A 23,151-nucleotide genomic window follows, 5' to 3' on the forward strand; every position below is an offset into this window, starting at 1 on the left:
TTTACTCAGGATCAGTATAAGCTTGTTGGATCTCAACGGCGAACCGTTCACCGACTTTGACTAATTCCCCTTGTGCAATCGCAATTCCATTAACGGTTAATGTAATATGACGAATAATATTATCGGGAAGAGTGATCTGTTGGCCGGGTGATAAACTTTCAATTTCTTCAATCTGTAATGACTTACTGAATAATAAGAAAGAGACAGTAACCGGAATAGTTCCCACTGATTTTAAGCTCATTTTTTTATTTAACTCAATGGTCGTATTTTCATTACTTTGTTCTTCAATTTTTTGTTCTAATTCCACACTATTTCCTCCTGTCCATTTAAAACTCATCCATTTTTTTTCACCAATAAATAATGATAAAGAGATATTATCGATTAAAAAAATATCGCCCAATGAAAGTGTTTTTAATAATGAGATAGATATGTTGCTATGACCAAAATAGAAGTATCCAATAGCCCCTATTTTATTTTCGGGTAGCAGATGCCATTGATATTTACCTTTAAGAGCATTAATAAAAACGTCACCTATATCGGTACTAATAACGGGATAAAGCTCATTTTTTTCTTCACCGGTACAAATATTATCAACAGTTAATTGCAGAGGCTCTTGCGCAAAAGGGAAAATAAGCTGTGGGAATTTCTGTAAGAAAAGGGGCTGTAAATAAGAAAAAGGAATTTGAGCCCACGCTATCCCTCTATTAGGATAAGCAATCTCCATGACCTGCTCAATACTGACCAGCCCTGAGAAGTTACCCAGTGAATTCTCTGCGCTTATCATAAAATAGTAATCAGCGTGTTTAAGCCGTTGAGGTTGGTATAAAGATGATAAGATTTTAATCGCTACCTCATCATTGTTTGGCTCCCGCGTTTCAGGAATTAATTGACTTATCATGATTTTTCATCTTCTTTATTGTCATCATGATTAACGGCATTAATTCGCCTACGTTCATTATTCTCCTCACTTGCTAATTCTAATGGAAGCCGTCCTTGGTATTGATTTAATCCATCTAAAGACGTTTGATAAACTCGCCCCGTTGATGCAACTAACTGAACTTGATGTTCTATTAATTGAATTTTCATTTGATGGGTGGTATTTCCCCATTGTTTGAAAACATAAGTTATAGAAGGGGGGCGAGTCAGTGTTGATATCTTCTGATGAAGTACTCGCCATAAAGGCATATCCAACAATTTTGGTGCTGCTTCTGGTAAATTCATTACTGATTGAGAAGCCCCTTGCAACATGTCAGGTTCTAATCTGACTTGTGGCTGAATGAGCACTTTTTCTTTCTCTTTTTCTCCTTTTTTTATTTCAATATGCTCTGGAACAACGCGAGAAAGTTCCCCTTCTATCTTTTTCTGAATGTGTAATGACGATATTGATAGTGGTATTTGACACTCATCACTTGGTAGGCTTGCTTCTTTTGTCAAGGGAGAAGTCTTAGGCGCTTGGGGTGATAATGATGCGCCTAATACAACACCTTGAGTCAAGGTGTGCGTTAAATGACGCTCAAGCTTAGTGTTAAGTTGAGGAGGTGTTGTTATGGTCACCGTTGTGTGGTTATCCTTACCTATTTTTAATTGAGACTTAGCCCTGTTTCCACTCTGATATTCATTTTGCTTTAGTGCTTGCTTATAAGGCACCTGAGTCGCCGTTTTTTCTGGTTGACGTGAATTGAGGTTATCGCTTGCTAATCGCTCACGTTTATTTATTACCCCAATATTTGTGGCTATCCGTTTATTTTCATACAAAGAATACTTTTTATTTTTTTGATAATGAACATTACTTTTTTCAATATCGAGATGAAGTTCGCTATTTTTAGCCAATGAAATATGAGATGGCTTTAAATAAATAGGAATAACTGGCTGATTTAATAATAGGCCTTCAACATTTTTACTATCATCATCTGTATCTTTTTCAATATGAGTGATGGTGTTATTCACTTTTTCAGAATTCTTTTGATGATAAAGTTGGTTTAATAGCATTAATTTTTGATTAATCTTTTTTATATTTTCAGTTGAAGGTTGTGTTTTATGAGAGGCATTAACTTCAGTATAATCTGATGGGAATGTTTTATTTTTAATATGAATAGATTCTATTTCACTCATTGAATCCATATCTATTTTAGTATTACTCATTACGCAGATCATAGAATACCATCTCCTGAATTTCGTTTTGCTCTAATCTTTCAATATATAACTCTTTTTCTCGTGCTTTTCTTTCAAGATAAAGCTTCATTTTATTTTGTTTTTTGATTGCTATGTCTCTTTCTTTTTTTAAAAACAAGCTACTTTTTTTTAGTTTTTCCAGTTGATACTCTATTTCTTTAATTTGAGTAATAGAAATATTTAATGAAGATAATATAATTGCTTGCTTACGTTTTTGTTGGTTTAAAGAGATAGTCGAATAACTTCCTGCTTTTTCATAAAAAGGGATCTCTTTCTCTAATGCTGAAGCCAATAAAGTTTGTTCTTCTTTCTTATTTTCTGCTTCTTTTATTAATTGTTGATGTTTTTGTTGCTCCTTTTCTATTCTTTTTTGACGCATAGCAATAGCGTTTATTAAAATTTGTTGATTAGGAGGTAAGCGCATAAAGTTGATTCAGTGTTTGTTGAAATTCTGCTTTTTCTTTAAATGATTGAATAAGAAAAGCCTCTATTACCGCTTGCTTATTGACTGCTAGATCATTTAATTCATTCTCTCCCGCGCGATATTCACCCAATTCTTGTAATAATTTAATATCCTGCAAACGCATCAATATTTGTCTTATTTTTAATGCCGCTTTTTGTTGTTCAGTACTTGTTATTTGCTGAAAAATACGACTCACACTACCTAAAATATCAATAGCGGGATAATGACCTGAAGCCGCTATTTTTCGTGAAAGATAGATATGTCCATCCAAAATAGAACGAATTTCTTCACCTATGGCATCTGGCTCATCATCACTTTCGAGCAAAACCGTATAAAATGCCGTAATTGAGCCTTGATGAGTTACTCCCGGTCTTTCTAAAATTGCGGGTAATTTATCAAAGACAGAAGCTGGATAACCTTTGCGAACAGGAAGCTCGCCCGCTGTCAGTGCCACATCTCTTAAAGCTCGACAGTAGCGTGTCATAGAATCAATAAATAACACGACATTTTTACCTTGCTCTCTGAAATATTCAGCAACCGTAGTGGCAACTAAGGCAGCATTACAGCGTTCTATTGCAGGTTGATCGGAGGTAGAACAAATTAATACCGTTTTTTCACATCGTTTATCTCCTTTTAGTTCCTCGACAAATTCAGTAACTTCTCGCCCCCTTTCACCAATAAGTCCAATAACAAAAATATCAGCCTGAGAGAAACGGATAAACATATTCATCAACATGGTTTTACCCGTTCCTGCACTGGCAAAAATTCCCATTCTCTGCCCTAATCCACAACTTAATAATCCATCAACTGCACGAACACCAGATTCAAATACTTCTGTAATAGGACGTCGTTCATTAAATGAGGGAGGGTGACCATCAATAGGCAAATAGGAATAGAAATTTTCCTCTATTTCTTTCTTATCACTGAAACGTAATAAATAATTACCTTTGATATCAATCATACTCCCTAAAATATTATGGTTTAAAGCAACAGAAAAAGCATTACCAGTTGGCACTACGATTATTTGCAAAGAATAACCTTGTGAACTCCCCATCATACTTAAAATCGTAATACCATTGCGAAAGCCAATCACAATCGCTTCACCAATAATTTGACCATTAACAATAGAATCTTTTAATAGACAAATTTCTCCAATAAATACACCACGCAACATCACTTCAAGAATATTGCCTTGTATCCGTATAGGGTGAGCTGCATGATGAAATATTGAAAATTCGTTATTCATTTTTTAATTGATAAATTGTTGATGAATGCTATTCATCATTTGAAAATACTCGTCTATCGCCTTTGCCATTGATTCACCATTTTGTAAAGCAATAGGCATAAACGAAGCTCTGAGCTCTAATTCAGATTCTACTTTCACTAAAGCAGGCTGACCGGGATAAAAACTTTCAGTTTGATTATTAATACTAGTTAATAATAATGAAGAACTAGTTTGTGATAATAAATTTTCATTATATTCACCAAGTACAGACCAGATCATCGGAACTTCATCAACAACTAATAGATTTATATCCGGCATATCCCCCAAACTAATTGTTATTGTTGAATGATTATCAACAGATTTTCCTTCTGAGAATAAATCATTTCTCCCGATTACATTCATGGCATCCATAATTAAACTTGCTAGATCAAAAGACATAATTTCTCCTAAATAGATTGTAAAACGTTAATTTCAATATCTGATGTAACTTCATCGTAAGACAACACAGATAATTGTGGATATTGTGTTTCTATTAATTTTTTAACAAAACGTCTTATATCTATTGCTGTTAAAAATAGATAATTTTGTACATATTTAATTTCATCAATAGCAGTAGATATTTTTTCTATTATCATATCAAGTTCAGCAGGCTCTAAGTTTAAAAATGTCCCTGAAGAACTCTGTCTTATTCCGCCACGAATTATCTCCTCTACGTTATGAGATAAAATAATTACATTAAGTTTTCCATCATTTGAAAAAAAATGGCTAATATAACGTGAAAGTAAAGAACGGATATGTTCGGTTAAAAGTACAGGATCTTTCTCTTTACTTCCCCATTGTACTAACCCTCCGATAATCGTTTTTATATTTCTAATAGGAATTTTTTCTTGTACCAAACGTTGTAAAACATCATTAATTCGTTGAATAGAAACTTGTCTATAACACTCTTTTAAAAGTTCTGGTGAACTCTCTTCTATTTTATCAAGAATATTTTTTGTTTCTTGGATCCCAAGAAACTCAACAATATTAAGTGTAATTAAATTAGAAAACTTCCTGTAAAAATAAATCTCTGGTAGTTCTAATTTATAGCCTAATAATTCAATTTTTTCTTTATCACTTTTATTAATCCAGTAATTTTTAATATCATTATCTTGTATTTCTATTGTTTTAAAATTTAGAGATAAAAATTCATCATTAGGATTTTCTATATAAAGAAATGGGAAAGGACAATCAAACTCATCGGCCTTAACTTCATTTATTAAAATAATAATTTTATTATCATCAATTTTATCAGAATAATGAATAACGATATCAGGAAGCAATACACCATATTGTAAAATAAACTCTTTTTTTAGCCATTTTTCAAAAATGAGTTTTGAAAGATATGTTTTTTTCTTAGAAGATACGCTAATAATTAAAGGTAATGTTTCCGCTTGAGATAATGTAATATTTTCTTTTAATAAGCTATTCTCATTTTCTGATTCATTTTTATTTGAAAATAGATTTGAAATAAGTCCTTTTTTACCATCAGTATCTGAATCACTCTCTTCACTATTATCTTCTTTATTATCCGTTATCGTTTCTTTTTTCTTATTTTCCCATTGTTTTTTAAAGAAATATCCACCTAATAAAACAGATAAAATAAGAAATACGGGTGTTGGAAATCCGGGTAAAAAACCAATGGTAAAAGCAAGGATCGCTGTCACTAATAAAGCAAAATCTTGAGCAAGTAACTCGGTCATAATGCTAAAACCAAGATTGTTATTTTCACCACCAACACGAGTCACAATAAAACCCGCACTAATTGAAATCAGTAAAGCTGGAATTTGTGCAACCAGTCCATCACCGATAGTTAACAGTGTGTAAGTATGTAATGCGTCACCAATAGAGAGATCCATTTGTGCCATACCAACAGAGATCCCACCAATTAAATTAACAAAGATAATCACAATACCAGCAATTGCATCACCCTTAATAAACTTCATTGCACCATCAAAAGAACCATATAGCTGGCTTTCTTGCCCTAATTCTTTTCTTCTTATTTTCACTTCATCGTTATTAATAATGCCTGATTTTAAATCAGCATCGATACTCATCTGTTTGCCGGGCATTCCATCTAAAGAAAAACGAGCAGCAACTTCTGCAACTCGTTCTGAACCTTTAGTAATAACTAAAAATTGCACGATAGTGACGATAGAGAAAACAACAAAACCAACAACTAAATTTTCACCGATAACAAACTCACCAAATGAAGTAATTATTTCACCAGCATCTGCATCTAATAATATTAATCGACTTGTACTAATAGAAAGCGCAAGCCTAAAAAGTGTCGTAATAAGCAATAATGCAGGAAAAGTCATAAAATTCAATATACGAGTAATGTAAAATGAACTCATGAAGATAAGTAAAGAAATAGTAATATTAAGCCCAATAAGAAAGTCTACAATATAGGTTGGCAACGGTATAATTAGCATCATAATAACCAAGATCATAACCGATAATACGATTAACTCTGGTCTATTTTTTATTGCCAATAGAAATCTATAAATCATAGAGATTATCCGTAAATTATTTTATATATTTTCTTTGTTGATATTGTTCTAATCTAAGATAGTTATCTATAAATTTTTGTATAATTATTTGGCATTCATCTCTAAAATCATCAGATAAATACAATGATCCCGGATATTCATTGAACATTGTTTTTAGCCCTTGCAATAATTTCATTTTTATATTAATTAGATAATTAATCCATTCATTTTCCAGAAGGGAAATTAAATATTTTTCCATTTCATCAGGAAATGTCATACCATGAAAAATTAATTGATAAAGTTCTTTTTCAGTTATCGTATTTTTTAAATCTTTTGACTCTAATTTTTTTATATTTATTTCTATAAAACTATATAAGGTACGTAATTTATTAACCCTCTCAAAAAAATAACCAAACTCTGAACTTTGAGAACAACTTGGTGTAAGTGATTGCATATCACAAATTAAGCTTTGTGTTAAAAAATTTAAAATGATAGTGCATTGTTTAATATCATATTCTTCAATCCACATTTTTAAAAAATAAATAGGTTCAAGGTCAAGATTAATATAGCTACGATAAAGATTTCTTAATGTTGAAGCATCGAGAGACAGTAACTTAGCAAATGCTTTTGCTTGTAAAGCAATATTAATACCCGCTCGAATTTGCTTTCCATTCTCACCTTCAAGTAGATTATTTATTTCATTCTCAATTCCTGCATTTAATTGCGCCCCTAATTTTTTTTTCCTTAGTAATTCTCGTAAAACCATCACAAGATCACTTTCATCGGGGAACATTTTACGCAAATATTGAAGCAATTCTTGCAAACTTCGTCCTGATTTTCTAAATAGCATCATTACTTTATCTAATTTTTTATCAGCGCCTTCTTCTGCAATATATAATGTGCTTTGTCCCCTATTTGCTTTTTTATCTAATGCTTGACCAAAGCGTTGAGAAAAAAGAGTGGCAACCATAGACATATCATCAGATATCTCTATTAACTGATTTTGATAGTTTTGACTTTCATTTATTTTTGGTTGTTTATACTCTGTTTCTTGTTGGCTTTTTTTACCAATACTAGTGTTCGCTAGATTTGTGGAAGTAGAGGTATTAATTGGCCCAATCATGATATTACCTCATAAAAGCCTGAAGTTGTTTTAATGCCTGAGACGTTTTTTTATCTATTGGTTCAAATGGATTTTCAGTGAGAGATCCTAAAGATTCGGTTTGTATTTTTTCTAATAAACGGGGTTGTAGCATAAAAATACGGATCATTTTTTTATTATTATCAGACTCGTATCTGAAAGCTCCGCCAATTAAAGGGATTGCACTTAGAAAAGGAACTTTACTTTCGGCTTTCACATTATCTTCTCGTGTATATCCACCAATTAATAAGCTTCCACCTTCTGAAACACGAGCAACCGTACTAATGTTTGTACGATTAATCACAGGCAGTTTTTCAATACTTTCATCATTACCATTGTCATCTTTTTTTTCTGCACCATCTTCCAGATTAATGATCATCTCAATATCTTTATCTGAATTACCAATACGTGGTAATACACTGATCATCGTGCCAAATGTTGTTGATTCTAATGAAGCAACTCGTTCACCTTTTATTTGAGTATAAAAAGTCGTATTGTTATCAAAAATAGCTGGCGTATTTTCTTGTGTTAATAATATTGGGCGAGATACCATTTGAGCTTCACCATCTTCACTCAATGCTTTAATTTTACTTAAAAAATTAAAACCAGATGCAGCACTTAAACTTGCCGTATTAAAAAAGAAACTGCCTTTATCAGAGCCATAACTTGCTTGCCAATTAACCCCTAAACTATCTGCTTTATTTTTAGAGATATCGATTATCCATAATGACAATTCGACTTGTCTTTTGGGTTTATCTAATTGCGCAATAAGTGAGCCTATTAATACCAAACCTTCTCGGCTTGTTTTCACTAAAAGGCTATTTGAACCCGGTAATGGCACTAATTCGACGTTATACTGACCTACTTTAGTTATAATAGGAGCATTAGTTTCTTCAATACCATTTATCGCTTCATCGTATTTCTGACTATCGTTATTTGTTAGCGTTTGATGAGGATCCTGCGCTGTTCTTTTTATTTCGTTAGAGTACATAAACAACTGTTGTAAAACAGAAGTAATACCAGGCAATACTACTTTTTCATCACGTAAGATATAAGTTCTATCTTGTACAAAGGTGTTTTTTAATGGAAATATCTGTACAAACTCATCACCATAGCGAGAACTTCCTACTGGTACTTGGTTATTTGTATTTTCATTAATTTGCTCTTGTACATCATTATCTAAAAATTCAGCTGCGGCTTTGACTAATTTAATATAAATAGGAGGGCCAGAAATATAAAAAGTGCGTTGATCTCGACCTGCACGTAGTGGATAACGCTGATCATATAATCCTACATCTTGTAAATACTCTTTTAGCTCGATTAGGCCTATATTTTTTACCTGAAAGAGTTCTTGTAATATCTCACTGCTCTCATAAATATAGATTGATTTTCCATCATTAAAATAGAGTAATGACAAACGTTTTACCATCAATTCAAATGCTTCTTCTGGTGAGGAAATATCAAAATTTCCAGTTACTCTTTCCTTTTTTACCGCATTACTCAGAATAAAAGGTTTATTTAACTTATCCGATAACACAAGAAAGAACTGTTCTACTCGAGTATCAACAGCAATAAATACATCAGGCTTTTTCACCTGATGTGTATAGATAACCTTGCCTTGAGCAGCTTGAGTTTGAAAAGAAAAGCTACAACAAAGTATTAGCCCAATAGCATAATAAATTTTATTTTTTATTTTCATAAAGATGTTGACCAATCCGACGAAATTCTGTTGGTGTAATACCAAATAACGTCTTAATTTCATTAGAAAAATGAGACGCTGAACTAAATCCATTATCGACGGCAATTTGTGTTAATGATTCATCAGTTGATAGCGTGGTTAAAATTGAAGATGCAGCACGCCATGAACGTAATTGGCTTTTCCCACAATTACCTAAATAACGTTTACACAGTCGTCTAAAATGTGTACCTGATACGCCATATCGCTCTCCGATTTGTGCAATATTACTTTTCTTCTCATCTAAATAACTAATGAGATGTAAAATAAGCCAATAACTTTCACTGTGTCTTATGGTGACAAATAGAGGCTCTAATTGGCTTTCCGGTTTTATTGCTTCATTTATTAATACGTATTCTAGAGATTTATTAGTATCTTCTATATAAAAAATCTGCTGATTAATATCAAATTCAGATCCTATTGCAGTCATTTTAGAAAAATCACGAGCATAATCAATAAATGCCAATAATCTTGCACAAATAAAAAATGATCGTTTCTCAATTTTCCACGACTGGTTTTCAGATTGAAAAATAACATCTTCATTTTTTGAATTATAAATAAAAGCCTTTCCTTTTATAATTTTAGTCGTTTTTTCATCATATATTTTCACTGGAAAATCATTATTTATAGGAATACAAAAGAACAATGAATTTCCGAGCAATATATTTTTGTCACCACTTATTTTTATATCATTTATTAACATAAAAAATATTTAACCTTATCCTACCAATCAATTGAAAAATTAAAGATAGTAAACTATCAAGCATCTTATCTTTATGTTTTTGCTTTATATAACACTACAATAATATTACGAATTATTAACTACAAAGATTAATAACAAATTTTTTCTGTTTATTATTTAAAAAAAGTACTAGTAATATATCAATACTCACTATCAAATAAAAAACATGTGCTTTTTTTTAAAAGAAAATTAATCACTATTTCACTAAACTATATTTAAATTATGAATTAATAACATTCTATCATTAGGCTAAATCTATGATGTATTACATTTATATTCTTTCAGGTCCATTAAAAGAAACGATAGTACCTTTACCACCCAACCACTATGTATTTTTCTTACAAGATGAAGAAGATCATGATAGTAAAGACGAAAGTGATAAAACGCTGCTTTATATTCCTTGTGATAATAAGGGCTGTAAAAAAAAGCTCGACATTATACTTGATGAAAATAATAGTGAAAATAACAAATATATAATTCAGCGTAGTTTCATACCAAAGGAAGTTGGCAAAGAATATTCATTACCATTAAACACCCCTGTGTATTCCAATGATATTCCTATATTTTTAGTCAGTAATAAAAATGATTTATCGCTTAATTCATCGTATTTTAAAAAAAATAAAAAGAAAGTAGTTGCTAATAAAAAAATATTTATGTTATTAATGCTGGCAATTTTATTTCTTATGGTATTTATATTTTATATAAACAAGCCAATAGAAAAAAAAATTCCGCCAATTGTATTAAAAAGTCTAAATCTTAAAGGTTTTCAAGGGAAAAATGGATATTATTGCACTTTTGATGATTCATACATTACATCAAAAGAAAAAATCAGTTCAGGAAATAAAGTTTTTTATATAGATAGAAGAAAAATAGAAAATTTAGCAATTGAAAATAGTTACAAAAAAATACATTTAATTTTAAAAGATAAAACTAAACCCGTTGTCAATTTCATTTATCATAATGACAATGAAAAACTAAAAATCATTAACGCCATAAATAGTTATTTTTCAGAAAATTGTTATCCGACGATTAAAGAAATATCTATTCCAAGCATCATTAATGATATAAATAAATTAGAATTAACAAAAACAATAGGTTATACCATTGAAGAAAAAAATAATGGCTTAAACTTTATCTTTGATGATTTATTAGAGAAGAATAATAAAGAAAAACTTGATACTTATATCAAAAAACAAACGGCTATTTTTGGAAGAAAATTTATCTTTTACCGTGAAAATATAAGTAATCCAATATTGAAGAATAAAGCAATTTTACAAGAAGATCGTGGATATATTTTTCTAGATAACCAACATCGCTATTTTCCTCAAGGCTAATAGTGATACTTATAAATACTTATAAACCGAAACTTAGAATTGAAATTAGAGGAATAATATTATGCCAGCCTATCCTGTTGCCGATGATGTCAGCTCTATTGATAAAATTGATGACTACTTTCAAGAGCCGGTTAAAGATCAAAGTGATGCCTTAAAAAAAGCATTAGATGCCTTAAAAGCAGATACATCAAATGCTGCGGCATTAGCTGATTATCAAGCTAAGCTTGCTGAATATAATATTACACGTAATGCACAATCAACGTCGATTAAAGTCGTAAAAGACTTGGCAATGAGCATTATCGGAAACATGCGTTGATTTTATTGAATGGAGATTATATATGGCGATTACCCCTGTTGTTCCTGTGCATTTAGCAACACTGTCAAATGATAACCGTGATAGTGATGATAATTTATCTTCAATAATGATTAACACTGTGGCAAGCAGTTTTCAGTATGAAAAACAGATCCAAGAAAAACTAACGGCATTAAGCCAATTAAGTGATGTTCAAAGTTATACCAAGCTACAAACCACACTTAATGACTATACAATTACAATGAATTTAGCGAGTACTTTAGCCAGAAAATCACTGAATATAGTTGAAACATTACTCAAGGCTCAATAGTAATGAAAATGCGATATTTGTTATTGGCGTTATTATGTTGTCTATTTCCATTATTAAGTGGTTGTAAAGATCAATCGCTACTCACTAATTTGGATCAAAGACAGGCAACGGAAATTCAAGCTGTTTTACAAAAGCACCAAATAACTAGTACTCGTAAAGCGTTAGGAAAAGGGTTATTTGATATTTCCGTTAAAAAAGAAGATATGGGTATTGCGATTCAAATTTTAGAGGAATATCAATTACCCACATTATCTCGAATTGAAGTGACTCAGCTATTTCCATCAGACGCCTTGGTATCCTCGCCACAAGCCGAAAAAGCACGTTTAATTTCTGCCATAGAGCAACGATTAGAACAATCATTACTTACTATTGACCATATTATTGATGCTAGAGTTCATGTCAGCTATCCCATTTCTCCTACTGAACGAATTATTCCGACACCTCATGCTTCAGCATTGGTTTTTTATGAAGAGGGTATGCTAGATAATGATCAGTTAAGTGAAGATGTTCGTGCTTTTATTCATAATGCCTTTAACGATATGAATGAGGATAATATTACCGTTTTGTTGTATCCGCGAAATATCAATAAGTTCAACATAATAAATAACCAACTTTACCAAAATAACTCTGATTCATTTTTTAGTTCTTGGTTATTTCTAAGTTTAATATTGATGGTTATCGCCGCTATCATTACAGTTTCATTGATAATATTCCGACGAAAGAAGACACTGAAGGAAGAGAATAATGATAAATCTAACTTCTGAACAATTCGAAATGATATCCAGTGTAATGTATGAACCACTTAGTTATCTTCATGCAGATTACAATGTATTGGCTTCGAATAAAGAAAGTATAATCTGGCAGAAATTAACTAATCGCCAATTAATTCAACAATACCAACTTATCAATCAGCTAGATTGTGATATCGATATTATTGTAGAGAAAATATTTACTCATTGGCTATTACTTCCTCGTTGCGCTCTATTTTTAGGCTTATTGTACTCTAGAAAAACTCTTTTATTATCTGGTAATTACTATCAACTAGAACCTCAATTAAAGATGTTTTTATCTCTTTATCCTGTATTAAATATAAATAAGAAAATAACAACTTCTCTGGAAAATATTGTACCAATAAATATCGGCTATCAATTACTGTTTAATTTTATTAATTCAATTTCAACTGCGCTTGCTCAGCGCTTTACATTACTTTTTGCACCACAACCCTCATTGATTGAACTTCCTCAATCACTTTTTTTATCTCGTTCACTTTTTCTTTTGGTATTAGATTATGCTGCGCTCCCTGCCTGAAGATCTTTTAACATACACTTGTGAAGGTGTATTAATACGAGCTCGCTATGTTCGACAGCTCGATAATATTTATAAAACAGAATTAGCGGCTAAGCATACAGCAAAAAAAATAATTCAAGATTTTAATCATAAACTAGAAGAACATAATAAAGAGATCGTAAATCAAGCTTATAGTAAAGGCTTACAGGTATTATTAGGAGATATATTAACATTCTCAATTCACTATCAAGAAAAACTGGTACGCTATGAATTTCAACAAAGAGAGCAAATAACCGCAACTATTGCTCAATTTTTTGACTCACCAGAAATACAAGTTGAACTCACACGTCGTTTAATTTCAGCAATGCCTACAGAGAAAAAAATTACGCTAGATATTCCTGCAACACTACGCCTTTATCTTGAGAAAGAGCTTGAGAAAGAGCTCAATAATATCAATGTTGAATTGATATCTCATGACAACAAGACCATTGCTATTCATGCTGGTGATCAAGTGGCTTTTTTTGATCCAGCACTGTTACTTAATGATTTAAAAAAACAATTTCACCAACCTTTTTCCGAATCTTATCAAGCAACATTTACTCAAGAAATTAAAGAGACTCTACTGAAATTTATTAATACGTTTGATGCATCAGATGATATGCAACCTAAAATAGAAACATTCAGTGAGGATAATCATGAAGATTGATGCTTTAAAAACACAGGCTTTATATGAGCCACAATCTCATTTTCCCGCATCACAAAGCAGAGTAAATAAGGAATTAGATCCTTTAATGGCAACGCTAAATCCGGCCTTTTACCAAGATTTAAAAACAACCAACGTGAATACAGTCAAAGGTGTATTAGCGTTATTAAATCAATTTGATGTCAAAAATGACAACAACCAAACCTTAAAAGAAAAGCGCCAAGTTGCACTATTAATCTATGCACGCCAAGCGAGCGAATTAGAAAATAGCGATAATAAAGAGGCGATTAATCAAGCGTTAATTTCACTTCTTTCTTATCAAGGTTTTTATCATCAATTTACTCTCGATTTATTAGGCATTAACGATAACCAAGAAGACTATGAGGAATTTTTTAAACCTGATAGTGCTTCATTTTTATTTTAACGTTAATTATAGGATCTGAGCTCCCGCACCTTTCTCGCCTAAAATATCATCAGGATTACGTAAAGGGCAGTCACTTAACGATAAACAACCACAGCCAATACAGTGATCAAGCCCATTACGTAGTCGCTTAAGGCGACGAATTCTTTCATCTAACCGTACTTTCCAATCCGTTGATATTTCGTGCCATTGTTCTGCGGTCAATTTACTATTTGGTGGATATTTTCCTAGTATTTCCTGAATTTCTTTTAGTGGGATACCTGTACTTTGCGCAGCTTTGATAATTGCCACATAACGCAGTACAACAGGCGGGTAACGACGCTGATTACCAGCACTTCGATAACTTTCTATCAATCCTTTTTCTTCATAAAAATGTAACGTTGAAATTGCAACACCACTTCGTTTTGCTACCTCACCGACGGTAAGTGCTCTATTAAAATCTATTTTTTCTTTTTTCATTTTTAACTTTTTCTCTTGACCTCAAGTTAACCTGAGGTTTTATAGTCCTCCTCGCAAATTAAGTCAAGCCAGTGGGATGTTGGCTTCTGTGTTTAAGATTGTTAGTCAATTATTTATTGCTGTAGAAAAATAGCTTTATTTCAAGGCACTGTGGTAACTGAATAAATAAAAATAGAAAAACGCTCACTATGAGATTGGCGACTATATGATGAAGAAAAAACAAATATTTACACTCTGTGCCTCACTCTTTTTACTCAGTGCAGGTGCGGCGGTTTATGCAACAACATCATCTGATGAAGATGCATCACAACAATTTGCTTATCCACCAACAAAAGTGGCATTAGCAACCGTACAATCATCAAAATTACCAAACAATATGCAAGGGGTTGGAGAATTAGAAGCCGCACGCCAAGTATATTTAGCAGCTGAAACCAATGGACGAATTGCCGTGATTAATTTTGAGTCAGGGCAAACTGTTAAAGCAGGTCAAGTTTTAGCTAAATTAAATGATGAACCTGAACAAGCCGAATTATTACGTTTACAAGCGCAATTAACCAATGCAGAAAAACTCTATTCTCGAACAAGACAACTTTATAGTAAAAACATGGTGGCAACAGCGCAATTAGATAGCACGTTATCAGAACGCGATATGATTGCGGCCTCCATTCGTGAAGTGAAAGCGCGGATTGCACAAAAAGCAATTAAAGCGCCCTTTGACGGTATTGTTGGGATAAAACTTGTTCATGAAGGCCAATATCTCAATGCTGGTGAACGTGTAGCTTCACTTGTCGATGCAAGCCGTTTAAAACTCAATTTTTCACTTGATGAACAAGCTGCACCAAAAATCTCAACAAAACAGCCAATTAATATCGAAGTCGATGCTTACCCAGATATCATTTTTACGGGTTCAATAAATGCGATTGATCCTCTTATTGGCCCTTCTCGTACAGTACAAATACAGGCTGTTTTACCGAATACTGACAATAAATTAAAAGCGGGCATGTTTGCTCGTGTTCAAGTTACTTCTCCTGATAGTCCTATGGTATTAACCGTACCAGAAACGGCAGTTACTTATACTGCCTATGGAGATACTGTGTTTGTAGCGCAATCTGACAATCAAAAAAACCTTATCGCTAAGCGTGTCTCTGTGAAAGTTGGATTGCGCTACAACGGCATGATCGAAATAAAAGAGGGTTTAGCCCTAGGAGATCAAATCGTTTCATCAGGGCAGATTAAGTTAAGTGATGGGATCTCAATTGAACCTATTGAGCAAGATACATTAGCGTTGGCTCAATCAGCGACAACAAAACCATAACGGGAGCTAATAATGAAATTTACCGATATTTTTGTTCGGCGCCCTGTTTTGGCATTAGTTGTTAGCACACTCATTTTTTTACTGGGTGCATTTGCATTCAGTAAACTGCCAATTCGCCAATATCCGATGTTGCAAAATTCAACTATAACGATTGCAACAGACTACCCAGGGGCATCATCTGAACTGATGCAAGGATTTGTGACACAACCGATCACACAAGCCGTTTCTTCTGTTGAGGGCGTGGATTATATTTCCTCTTCTTCTGTACAAGGGAAAAGTTTAGTCACCGTCAGAATGGAATTAAATCGTGACCCTACTCAAGCCTTAGCACAGGTAATGGCGAAGGTGAATCAAGTGCGCTATAAATTACCTGAGCAAGCTTATGATCCCGTTATCGAGCTTTCATCTGGCGAATCTACTGCAGTAGCTTATGTAGGGTTTTCAAGTGAACAACTCTCTATCCCTGAACTCACTGACTACCTTTCTCGAGTTGTTGAACCTATGTTCTCATCCATCAATGGCGTTGCCAAAGTACAAGTTTTTGGTGGACAACAATTAGCAATGCGTCTGTGGTTAGATACAGACAAACTGGCTGGTCGCAATTTAACAGCGAGTGATGTCGCGCAAGCTGTACGCCGTAATAACTATCAAGCTGCACCAGGGAAAGTTGAAGGTGAGTTTGTAATTGCCAACGTTTATGTCAATACTGATCTCACTAATGTCGAAGAATTTAAAGACATGGTTATCATTAATGATGGCAATAATCTTGTGCGTTTGCGTGATATTGGTACTGTTGAGCTAGGTGCTGCTGCCACTGAAACCAGCGGTATTATGAATGGTAAAAAAGCCGTCTTCTTAGGGCTATTTCCGACACCGACAGGCAATCCGTTAGTGATTGTTGATGGTATTCGCGAACATCTTGTTGATATTCAAAAAACCTTACCACCTAGCGTTGATGTTGAGCTTGCTTTTGAAACTTCACGCTTTATCAAAGCCTCTATTAACCAAGTAGTACAAACATTAATTGAAGCTATTTTAATTGTTATTGCTGTTATTTATCTCTGTTTGGGATCGTTCCGCTCTGTTCTTATTCCTGTACTTGCCATTCCATTATCGATGCTAGGTGCTGCGGGTTTAATGCTTGCCTTTGGATTTAGTATTAATTTGCTTACTTTATTGGCAATGGTTTTAGCCATTGGATTAGTTGTGGATGATGCGATAGTGGTTGTTGAAAACGTGCATCGCCATATTGAAGAGGGATTATCACCAGTTCAAGCAGCTTTAGTAGGTGCAAGAGAAGTGGCAGGCCCTGTTATTGCAATGACTATCACTTTAGCGGCTGTTTATGCGCCTATTGGTTTAATGGCTGGCTTAACAGGTGCATTATTTAAAGAATTCGCCATAACATTAGCAGGCAGTGTGATTGTATCCGGTATTGTGGCATTAACCTTATCACCGGTGATGAGCTCATTAATGTTAAAACCAAAAGAAAATGAAGGCAGAATGGCTAAAATTGCCGAATATGTCTTTGATAAATTGGCTCATTATTATGGTTACGTACTCAATTTTTCTTTAGCTAATCGCTGGTTAACCGTCGTTTTCGCCTTAGCCGTATTTGTCAGCTTGCCGTTTTTATATAGCCAAACAAAACAAGAGCTGGCTCCTTCAGAAGATCAGGCAAGTGTCTTAACTGCCGTAAAAGCACCACAACATGCAAACTTAGCCTATGCGGAACGTTTTAATCAGAAGCTTGATGAAATTTATATGAGTCTGCCTGAAACAGACAGCACATGGATAATTAATGGTACAGATGGTCCTTCAGCGAGCTTTGGTGGGATCAACTTTGATGGTTGGGATTTACGTGACCGCAATGCAGATCAAATCCAAGCTGACTTGCAAAACCGCGTAAGTCATGTTGAAGGAACCAGTATTTTTGCTTTCCAATTAGCCTCTTTGCCCGGTTCAGTGGGGGGATTACCCGTTCAAATGGTATTACGTAGCCCATTAGGTTATCCCGTTTTATTTGAAACAATGGAACAAATTAAACAACAAGCCAGAGAAAGTGGCCTATTTGTCGTGGTGGATAGCGATTTAGACTACAACAACCCTGTCGTTCAAGTTGCAATAGATAGAGCGAAAGCCAATAGTTTAGGCATTCGCATGCAAGATATTGGTGAATCACTGTCATTATTAGTCGGTGAACACTATATCAATCGCTTTGGTATGGATGGTCGCTCTTATGATGTGATCCCACAAAGTGTACGTCACCAACGTTTAACGCCAGCAGCACTTGCAGGGCACTATATTCGTACTCAAGATAACGTGTTAATTCCATTATCAACGGTCGTCAACATTACCACTCATGTTGAACCCAATAAATTAACGCAATTTAATCAACAAAATGCCGCAATATTTCAAGCGATCCCTGCACCCGGTGTGACGATGGGGCAAGCAGTCACGTTTCTTGAAAACGTGGCGGATTCATTACCCGCTGGCTTTAGCCATGATTGGCAATCTGATTCTCGCCAATTTACTCAAGAAGGAAATACGTTAGTTTTTGCATTTATTGCCGCACTGATCATTATCTATTTAGTGTTAGCAGCACAATATGAAAGCTTAGTTGATCCATTGATTATTTTGATTACAGTACCGCTCTCTATTTGTGGCGCTCTTGTGCCATTAGCGTTAGGTATGGTGACACTCAATATCTACACGCAAATTGGTTTAGTCACATTAATAGGGCTAATTAGTAAGCACGGTATTTTAATGGTGGAATTTGCTAATGAGCTGCAAATTCATAAAAATCTAAACCGTCGTGATGCGATTATTGAAGCCGCAAAAATCCGCTTACGTCCTGTATTAATGACCACCGCAGCAATGGTGATTGGGCTTATTCCACTTTTATTTGCCAGTGGTGCTGGAGCAAATAGCCGCTATGGATTAGGGCTGATTATTGTATCCGGTATGTTAGTCGGCACACTGTTTACTCTATTTGTGTTACCAACGATGTATAGTTTCTTAGCACGAAACCATCAAATCAGCGCCCAAACAGAGCGTCAAAAACAGTTACAAAAAGTCAGTGAATTATAAGCTTTAAAAATAAAAAGCAATTAAAAGCAGTAATGTCATAGAAACAAAAGAAGCACTGAGCCTACTATTTTATATAGCGTTCAGTGCTTCTATTAAATATAATTAATAGCGTAATTACATTGTTGAGAATGTATTCATGATTATCCCGCCAGAGATAATTAATGCCATTGAAAATATAGCTGGTAAGTCTGGTTTTTGTTTATATAGGATCATGGCAACTAATGTGACACCCACAATACCAAATCCACACCACAGTGAATACGCTACACCAACAGGGATATATCCCATTGCACGCGTTAAGGCGAAATAACAAATACAATAAGCAGCAATAACTAAAACAGAAGGCGCTAATTTACTAAAGCCGTTTGTTTTTTTAATCATTGAGGTTCCTGTAATTTCAGAACCAATAGACAACGCCAGCCATAAGAATCCGGTAAACATAATTGTTATCCTTATTTATTTTAATAAAGTTTTTTATTAAAAAAAGATTTATTAAAAAAGAGTTTTATTAATAAATAGATTTATTTATTCACTGACGATGCAGCTTGTTTAATATTTTGAGGTTCTGTGGTTTCTTCTTCCTCTTCTTCTGAGCCCATTTTGGAGAAGAGATTCATAATCACAATACCACTGGCAATCACCGCCATACCTATCATTGCCGCAGTATCTGGATGTTGACCATAAAACAACATACCTAAAGAAGAAACCACTAATATACCTGTACCAGACCATGTTGCATACGCTAAACCAACTGGAATATTTTTTACTGCACGCGATAATGAGTAATAACAAATAACATAAAGAACAACAATTAAGCCTAATAATAATGTTTTCGTTGTACCTTCACTATTATCAAACATTTTTAAGGTAGAGGTTGCTGAGGTTTCTGAAATAATAACCGCCAGCATCCAAAGCCATGATTTAGCTTTTGGTGACATAATAAGACTCCTGAGTTATCAGATATAATTTAAGATTAATTTTTCAAACTTTTTAAGTATTCAATAGCAGAATCCGTCAATTTATCTTTCGATAAATGATATTCTCCAGGCTTATTCATTACTTCATTTAAAGTAATATAGCGATTATTATTCTCTTGTTTAACTTCAGGTTTATATTTAGATTTAGCTTGATGATTAACATCATGGTTTATTAAATTATTTTCAACATCATTTATAGGGTGAAACATAATACCCATTGATTTTAATCGGCTAATATTTTCCTGAATAAGCAGGTTGTACTCTTTATTTTTATTTAAACCTAAAATCTCATTTAATTCACTTTCTGGTTGGCAAAAATAAGGTAATGCAATAACAGGAATATTTTGAGCAAGTGCAGAATGAATTAACTTTCCTTCTTCACTGATAAATAGCCCATTAATAATTTCACCCACCAGCTTTTTATCAAAATAAGGAACAAACAGTGCGTGATAAGTCGATAATTGCTGGCAATCAAACTCACTCGCGTTATACATTTCTCCTAGATGACGCCATTTCGACAAATCATGACTGACTTGTGCCTGTGTTGTGACAAAAAGAGAAAATCGAATGTGAGAAAACGTGTTGATACGTTGACAGATTTCATCTTGGTATCCCGGTGCAGGTGTAAGTGCTAACAACACCGACTTTTTCATTCTTTTTTCTATTTCAGCCACTATCCTTTCAATTAACTGATTGTCCATTACGTCACCTCATTGCCTTAGCTGACAATAAACACGCTATCGTTGTTACGAAGCCCTGCCGCATTAGCCTCATCAGTATCTATATGAAATTCCAAAGCAAATTTATCACTAACACGAACAACAACCTCATCAAAAATTAGGCTACGCTCACCTTCAGTTTTAATGTGTACTTTTTGTCCATTGGTGACGTTTAACATTCTGGCGTCAATTTCACTCATATGAATATGGCGTTGAGCACAGATCACTTGCTCTTTTAATTCAACGTGACCCGCAGGTCCCATTAAAACAGCATTGCCAGAACCAGCTAAATCACCTGATTCACGTACTGGTGCTTTTACACCTAGTGCAAAACAGTCAGCTTTTGAAATTTCTAATTGGCTTTGTGGACGAACTGGTCCTAAAACACGAACTTTACTGATTGAGCCTTTAGATCCTACGACAATCACACACTCTTTTGCTGCAAACTGACCCGGTTGTTTAAGATCTTTAAACGGAGTGAGTTGATAACCTTTGCCAAATAATGCTTCAACATCTTGCTGTGAAAGATGCACATGACGATTAGAAATACCAACAGGGATAGCCATTCCTTGCGTCTCCCCCAACATCACGCCATGTGCGGGTAAGCGAGAGAGAATTTTTCCCATGAGTTGTTGATTAATCATTATTTTTTACCTTTGCGGCTTTCTGGTTTGATCTCTTTTTTACTGTTTTGTGCTTTATCTGTCGCGGCCTTAGTTTCAGAGGCAATATTTTGAGCCTGTAAATCTGCAACTGCTTTTGTGATATCAAGGTTTTCAACTTCGTTTTTAACAGGAGTTTCAACTATTGTTTCAACAACTGTTTCAACGGCTTTTTCAAGAGCAGTCTCTTGCGTTATTTCAGCAATGGCGGGCGCTTTTTTCTTACTTTTTACTGTAAGTAATTTAGTAATAACGCTTGGCTCTGGTCTTGCGATAACCAATGAACCAATCACCAGCTCTTTTTGGCTCACGACATCAACGCCATGATCAATCGCCGTTCTTACTGCACTGATCTCGCCCTGAAAACAGATTGATACCAAGCCAGATCCTACTTTTCGGTATCCGATAATTTCTACATTTGCCGCTTTACAGGCGGCATCTGCCGCTTGAATGGCTGCGGTTAACCCTCGTGTTTCAATCACACCTAAACTGTTCATCTTTCTCTCCTACTTAGTGACGGACAAGACGGATATCGAAATCAAATTTCTTAAAAAAGGCTTCTAAACTGTCTAACTCTTCTGGCGTATAACTTGGATCATTTTTAATTGGGTAAATCATTTCCAATTTTTCGTATTTATTACGTCCAAATTGGTGATAAGGAAGAATATCAATGCGCTGAAGATTGCCGCGTTTTGAGAGTTCCATTGCGTAGTTAATCGCTCCAGTGATAGCATCATAAGAGTCGTTATAGCCTCGTACTAAAGGCATTCGGACAACCACATTTGCACCGAGATCCATTAAACGCTCTAGATTACGGCGGACATTCTCATTACCAATACCAAACAACGCTTTATGCTGATTGGTATCGATGTGTTTGATATCAATCAGAAATTGATCAACAACTTCCGCTAATTTTTCATAATTCGCCACGTTAGTGGTTGCTTGTGTTTCCACGGCGGTATTGATCATCATCTTTTTACATTCTCGTAAAAGCGCAACCGCAAAATCCGTTTGTAAACTCATTTCACCGCCACCGATTGTGACACCACCTCCTGAAGAGATGTAAAAGTCATAATCTTGCATGATGATTTTCATTAACTCAGAGACAGAAACATCTTTTCCCATAATATCAAGAGCATCAGAGATACAGACTTCTTCACATTTGCGACAACCAATACAATCAACAGCGCGATCAACACGATGAACTTGTTTACCACTTTCATTGGTTGTCATGTAATGCACACCCGCCGGACAAACATCAACACATTTACCGCAATCTACACATTTGTCGTGAGAGTACATCACCTGAAATTCACTGCTAAGACCTTCTGGATTTGAACACCAAGGGCAGCGGATATTACAGCCTTTTAAAAAAACGAGAGTACGAATACCATCACCGTCATAAATAGAGTATTTCTGGATATTAAATATCCGACCTCTTGTTTCTGCCGCCGTCTCCATCTTTACGCCTCCAAATCTGCATCAAACATCCCTGTTCGATAAATTTAAATCTTGTCTTGTCGATAAAAAGGGATAGCCAGTGCCATCCCTA

25 protein-coding genes are annotated in these 23,151 nt (G+C 34.3%); 9 read left to right on the top strand and 16 right to left on the bottom strand.

From position 1 onward, the window contains the following. Window position 1: 1 nt before the first annotated feature. From CBE70_RS08390 to CBE70_RS08430, 9 genes are read right to left on the bottom strand one after another with little or no spacing between them, the layout of a single operon-like run. Window positions 2-898, bottom strand: coding sequence for a FliM/FliN family flagellar motor switch protein (locus CBE70_RS08390; RefSeq protein WP_100158979.1), 897 nt, complete (start codon window positions 896-898; stop codon window positions 2-4). Further along, complete coding sequence (locus CBE70_RS08395; protein WP_157925999.1) at window positions 895-2,154, bottom strand: hypothetical protein; 1,260 nt, start codon at window positions 2,152-2,154, stop codon at window positions 895-897. The genes CBE70_RS08390 and CBE70_RS08395 overlap by 4 nt, the downstream gene beginning before the upstream one ends. After that, complete coding sequence (locus CBE70_RS08400; protein WP_100158981.1) at window positions 2,135-2,596, bottom strand: type III secretion protein; 462 nt, start codon at window positions 2,594-2,596, stop codon at window positions 2,135-2,137. The genes CBE70_RS08395 and CBE70_RS08400 overlap by 20 nt, the downstream gene beginning before the upstream one ends. Then, window positions 2,580-3,881 (bottom strand): type III secretion system ATPase SctN, encoded by a 1,302-nt coding sequence (gene sctN, locus CBE70_RS08405; protein ID WP_100158982.1) that lies wholly within the window; start codon window positions 3,879-3,881, stop codon window positions 2,580-2,582. The genes CBE70_RS08400 and sctN overlap by 17 nt, the downstream gene beginning before the upstream one ends. Before the next feature lie 3 nt (window positions 3,882-3,884). Beyond that, window positions 3,885-4,298: an InvB/SpaK family type III secretion system chaperone gene (locus CBE70_RS08410; protein WP_100158983.1), complete on the bottom strand. Its 414-nt coding sequence runs from the start codon at window positions 4,296-4,298 to the stop codon at window positions 3,885-3,887. An 8-nt stretch (window positions 4,299-4,306) separates the two neighbouring features. Beyond that, entirely contained in the window at window positions 4,307-6,412 is a 2,106-nt protein-coding gene (locus CBE70_RS08415) for an EscV/YscV/HrcV family type III secretion system export apparatus protein (RefSeq protein WP_100158984.1), read from the bottom strand. A gap of 16 nt (window positions 6,413-6,428) precedes the next feature. After that, window positions 6,429-7,514: a type III secretion system gatekeeper subunit SctW gene (gene sctW / locus CBE70_RS08420; RefSeq protein WP_100158985.1), complete on the bottom strand. Its 1,086-nt coding sequence runs from the start codon at window positions 7,512-7,514 to the stop codon at window positions 6,429-6,431. Between the two features lie 4 nt (window positions 7,515-7,518). Next, window positions 7,519-9,231, bottom strand: coding sequence for a type III secretion system outer membrane ring subunit SctC (sctC, locus tag CBE70_RS08425; RefSeq protein ID WP_100158986.1), 1,713 nt, complete (start codon window positions 9,229-9,231; stop codon window positions 7,519-7,521). After that, complete coding sequence (locus tag CBE70_RS08430) at window positions 9,215-9,970, bottom strand: helix-turn-helix domain-containing protein (protein WP_100158987.1); 756 nt, start codon at window positions 9,968-9,970, stop codon at window positions 9,215-9,217. Before CBE70_RS08430 ends, sctC begins: the two co-directional genes overlap by 17 nt. A 296-nt stretch (window positions 9,971-10,266) precedes the next feature. Between CBE70_RS08430 and CBE70_RS08435 the strand changes: the two genes are divergently transcribed. The 7 genes from CBE70_RS08435 (at window position 10,267) to CBE70_RS08465 (ending at window position 14,380) form a co-directional block, all read left to right on the top strand. Then, entirely contained in the window at window positions 10,267-11,343 is a 1,077-nt protein-coding gene (locus tag CBE70_RS08435) for a hypothetical protein (protein ID WP_100158988.1), read from the top strand. 61 nt (window positions 11,344-11,404) lie between these two features. Then, window positions 11,405-11,659, top strand: coding sequence for a type III secretion system needle filament subunit SctF (gene sctF, locus CBE70_RS08440; RefSeq protein ID WP_100158989.1), 255 nt, complete (start codon window positions 11,405-11,407; stop codon window positions 11,657-11,659). 22 nt (window positions 11,660-11,681) lie between these two features. After that, window positions 11,682-11,966, top strand: coding sequence for a type III secretion system inner rod subunit SctI (gene sctI, locus CBE70_RS08445; protein WP_100158990.1), 285 nt, complete (start codon window positions 11,682-11,684; stop codon window positions 11,964-11,966). 2 nt (window positions 11,967-11,968) lie between these two features. Then, the gene (gene sctJ / locus CBE70_RS08450) at window positions 11,969-12,730 is read left to right on the top strand and encodes a type III secretion system inner membrane ring lipoprotein SctJ (protein WP_100158991.1); all 762 of its coding nucleotides are present in this window, start codon (window positions 11,969-11,971) and stop codon (window positions 12,728-12,730) included. Then, complete coding sequence (locus CBE70_RS08455) at window positions 12,711-13,274, top strand: type III secretion protein (protein WP_100158992.1); 564 nt, start codon at window positions 12,711-12,713, stop codon at window positions 13,272-13,274. Before sctJ ends, CBE70_RS08455 begins: the two co-directional genes overlap by 20 nt. Further along, entirely contained in the window at window positions 13,255-13,959 is a 705-nt protein-coding gene (locus tag CBE70_RS08460) for a type III secretion protein (RefSeq protein WP_100158993.1), read from the top strand. Before CBE70_RS08455 ends, CBE70_RS08460 begins: the two co-directional genes overlap by 20 nt. Then, a complete protein-coding gene (locus tag CBE70_RS08465) occupies window positions 13,949-14,380 on the top strand; it encodes a hypothetical protein (RefSeq protein WP_100158994.1) in 432 nt (143 codons plus the stop codon). Before CBE70_RS08460 ends, CBE70_RS08465 begins: the two co-directional genes overlap by 11 nt. Window positions 14,381-14,386: 6 nt before the next feature. Here the strand turns inward: CBE70_RS08465 and soxR are convergent, their stop codons facing one another. Continuing rightward, complete coding sequence (gene soxR, locus CBE70_RS08470) at window positions 14,387-14,836, bottom strand: redox-sensitive transcriptional activator SoxR (RefSeq protein ID WP_075673527.1); 450 nt, start codon at window positions 14,834-14,836, stop codon at window positions 14,387-14,389. Window positions 14,837-15,044: 208 nt separating this feature from the next. Between soxR and CBE70_RS08475 the strand changes: the two genes are divergently transcribed. Further along, window positions 15,045-16,151, top strand: coding sequence for an efflux RND transporter periplasmic adaptor subunit (locus CBE70_RS08475; protein ID WP_100159045.1), 1,107 nt, complete (start codon window positions 15,045-15,047; stop codon window positions 16,149-16,151). Between the two features lie 12 nt (window positions 16,152-16,163). After that, complete coding sequence (locus tag CBE70_RS08480; protein WP_100158995.1) at window positions 16,164-19,241, top strand: MexW/MexI family multidrug efflux RND transporter permease subunit; 3,078 nt, start codon at window positions 16,164-16,166, stop codon at window positions 19,239-19,241. A gap of 114 nt (window positions 19,242-19,355) precedes the next feature. Here CBE70_RS08480 and CBE70_RS08485 read toward each other — a convergent pair whose 3' ends face one another. The 6 genes from CBE70_RS08485 to cutD all read right to left on the bottom strand — a co-directional run bounded on the left by CBE70_RS08485 (window position 19,356) and on the right by cutD (window position 23,060). Then, entirely contained in the window at window positions 19,356-19,682 is a 327-nt protein-coding gene (locus tag CBE70_RS08485; protein ID WP_004245856.1) for a DMT family transporter, read from the bottom strand. An 80-nt stretch (window positions 19,683-19,762) separates the two neighbouring features. Beyond that, window positions 19,763-20,179 (bottom strand): DMT family transporter, encoded by a 417-nt coding sequence (locus CBE70_RS08490; protein WP_100158996.1) that lies wholly within the window; start codon window positions 20,177-20,179, stop codon window positions 19,763-19,765. Between the two features lie 35 nt (window positions 20,180-20,214). Beyond that, complete coding sequence (locus CBE70_RS08495; RefSeq protein WP_100158997.1) at window positions 20,215-20,919, bottom strand: hypothetical protein; 705 nt, start codon at window positions 20,917-20,919, stop codon at window positions 20,215-20,217. A 17-nt stretch (window positions 20,920-20,936) separates the two neighbouring features. Then, a complete protein-coding gene (locus CBE70_RS08500) occupies window positions 20,937-21,581 on the bottom strand; it encodes a phosphate propanoyltransferase (RefSeq protein ID WP_100158998.1) in 645 nt (214 codons plus the stop codon). Next, complete coding sequence (locus CBE70_RS08505; RefSeq protein ID WP_100158999.1) at window positions 21,581-22,096, bottom strand: BMC domain-containing protein; 516 nt, start codon at window positions 22,094-22,096, stop codon at window positions 21,581-21,583. Before CBE70_RS08505 ends, CBE70_RS08500 begins: the two co-directional genes overlap by 1 nt. A 13-nt stretch (window positions 22,097-22,109) precedes the next feature. Next, window positions 22,110-23,060 carry a choline TMA-lyase-activating enzyme gene (gene cutD / locus CBE70_RS08510; RefSeq protein WP_100159000.1) on the bottom strand — a complete coding sequence of 317 codons (951 nt, stop codon included), beginning with the start codon at window positions 23,058-23,060 and terminating at the stop codon, window positions 22,110-22,112. Window positions 23,061-23,151: the final 91 nt, after the last annotated feature.

Source organism: Proteus columbae (assembly GCF_002777965.1).
In the GTDB taxonomy this organism is placed as follows: Bacteria; Pseudomonadota; Gammaproteobacteria; order Enterobacterales; family Enterobacteriaceae; genus Proteus; species Proteus columbae.

Coding starts and splice junctions, on each gene's coding strand:
- CBE70_RS08390 (WP_100158979.1), bottom strand. CDS start 898: ATGATAAGTCAATTAATTCCTGAAACGCGGGAGCCAAACAATGATGAG.
- CBE70_RS08395 (WP_157925999.1), bottom strand. CDS start 2,154: ATGATCTGCGTAATGAGTAATACTAAAATAGATATGGATTCAATGAGT.
- CBE70_RS08400 (WP_100158981.1), bottom strand. CDS start 2,596: ATGCGCTTACCTCCTAATCAACAAATTTTAATAAACGCTATTGCTATG.
- sctN (WP_100158982.1), bottom strand. CDS start 3,881: ATGAATAACGAATTTTCAATATTTCATCATGCAGCTCACCCTATACGG.
- CBE70_RS08410 (WP_100158983.1), bottom strand. CDS start 4,298: ATGTCTTTTGATCTAGCAAGTTTAATTATGGATGCCATGAATGTAATC.
- CBE70_RS08415 (WP_100158984.1), bottom strand. CDS start 6,412: ATGATTTATAGATTTCTATTGGCAATAAAAAATAGACCAGAGTTAATC.
- sctW (WP_100158985.1), bottom strand. CDS start 7,514: ATGATTGGGCCAATTAATACCTCTACTTCCACAAATCTAGCGAACACT.
- sctC (WP_100158986.1), bottom strand. CDS start 9,231: ATGAAAATAAAAAATAAAATTTATTATGCTATTGGGCTAATACTTTGT.
- CBE70_RS08430 (WP_100158987.1), bottom strand. CDS start 9,970: ATGTTAATAAATGATATAAAAATAAGTGGTGACAAAAATATATTGCTC.
- CBE70_RS08435 (WP_100158988.1), top strand. CDS start 10,267: ATGATGTATTACATTTATATTCTTTCAGGTCCATTAAAAGAAACGATA.
- sctF (WP_100158989.1), top strand. CDS start 11,405: ATGCCAGCCTATCCTGTTGCCGATGATGTCAGCTCTATTGATAAAATT.
- sctI (WP_100158990.1), top strand. CDS start 11,682: ATGGCGATTACCCCTGTTGTTCCTGTGCATTTAGCAACACTGTCAAAT.
- sctJ (WP_100158991.1), top strand. CDS start 11,969: ATGAAAATGCGATATTTGTTATTGGCGTTATTATGTTGTCTATTTCCA.
- CBE70_RS08455 (WP_100158992.1), top strand. CDS start 12,711: ATGATAAATCTAACTTCTGAACAATTCGAAATGATATCCAGTGTAATG.
- CBE70_RS08460 (WP_100158993.1), top strand. CDS start 13,255: ATGCTGCGCTCCCTGCCTGAAGATCTTTTAACATACACTTGTGAAGGT.
- CBE70_RS08465 (WP_100158994.1), top strand. CDS start 13,949: ATGAAGATTGATGCTTTAAAAACACAGGCTTTATATGAGCCACAATCT.
- soxR (WP_075673527.1), bottom strand. CDS start 14,836: ATGAAAAAAGAAAAAATAGATTTTAATAGAGCACTTACCGTCGGTGAG.
- CBE70_RS08475 (WP_100159045.1), top strand. CDS start 15,045: ATGAAGAAAAAACAAATATTTACACTCTGTGCCTCACTCTTTTTACTC.
- CBE70_RS08480 (WP_100158995.1), top strand. CDS start 16,164: ATGAAATTTACCGATATTTTTGTTCGGCGCCCTGTTTTGGCATTAGTT.
- CBE70_RS08485 (WP_004245856.1), bottom strand. CDS start 19,682: ATGTTTACCGGATTCTTATGGCTGGCGTTGTCTATTGGTTCTGAAATT.
- CBE70_RS08490 (WP_100158996.1), bottom strand. CDS start 20,179: ATGTCACCAAAAGCTAAATCATGGCTTTGGATGCTGGCGGTTATTATT.
- CBE70_RS08495 (WP_100158997.1), bottom strand. CDS start 20,919: ATGGACAATCAGTTAATTGAAAGGATAGTGGCTGAAATAGAAAAAAGA.
- CBE70_RS08500 (WP_100158998.1), bottom strand. CDS start 21,581: ATGATTAATCAACAACTCATGGGAAAAATTCTCTCTCGCTTACCCGCA.
- CBE70_RS08505 (WP_100158999.1), bottom strand. CDS start 22,096: ATGAACAGTTTAGGTGTGATTGAAACACGAGGGTTAACCGCAGCCATT.
- cutD (WP_100159000.1), bottom strand. CDS start 23,060: ATGGAGACGGCGGCAGAAACAAGAGGTCGGATATTTAATATCCAGAAA.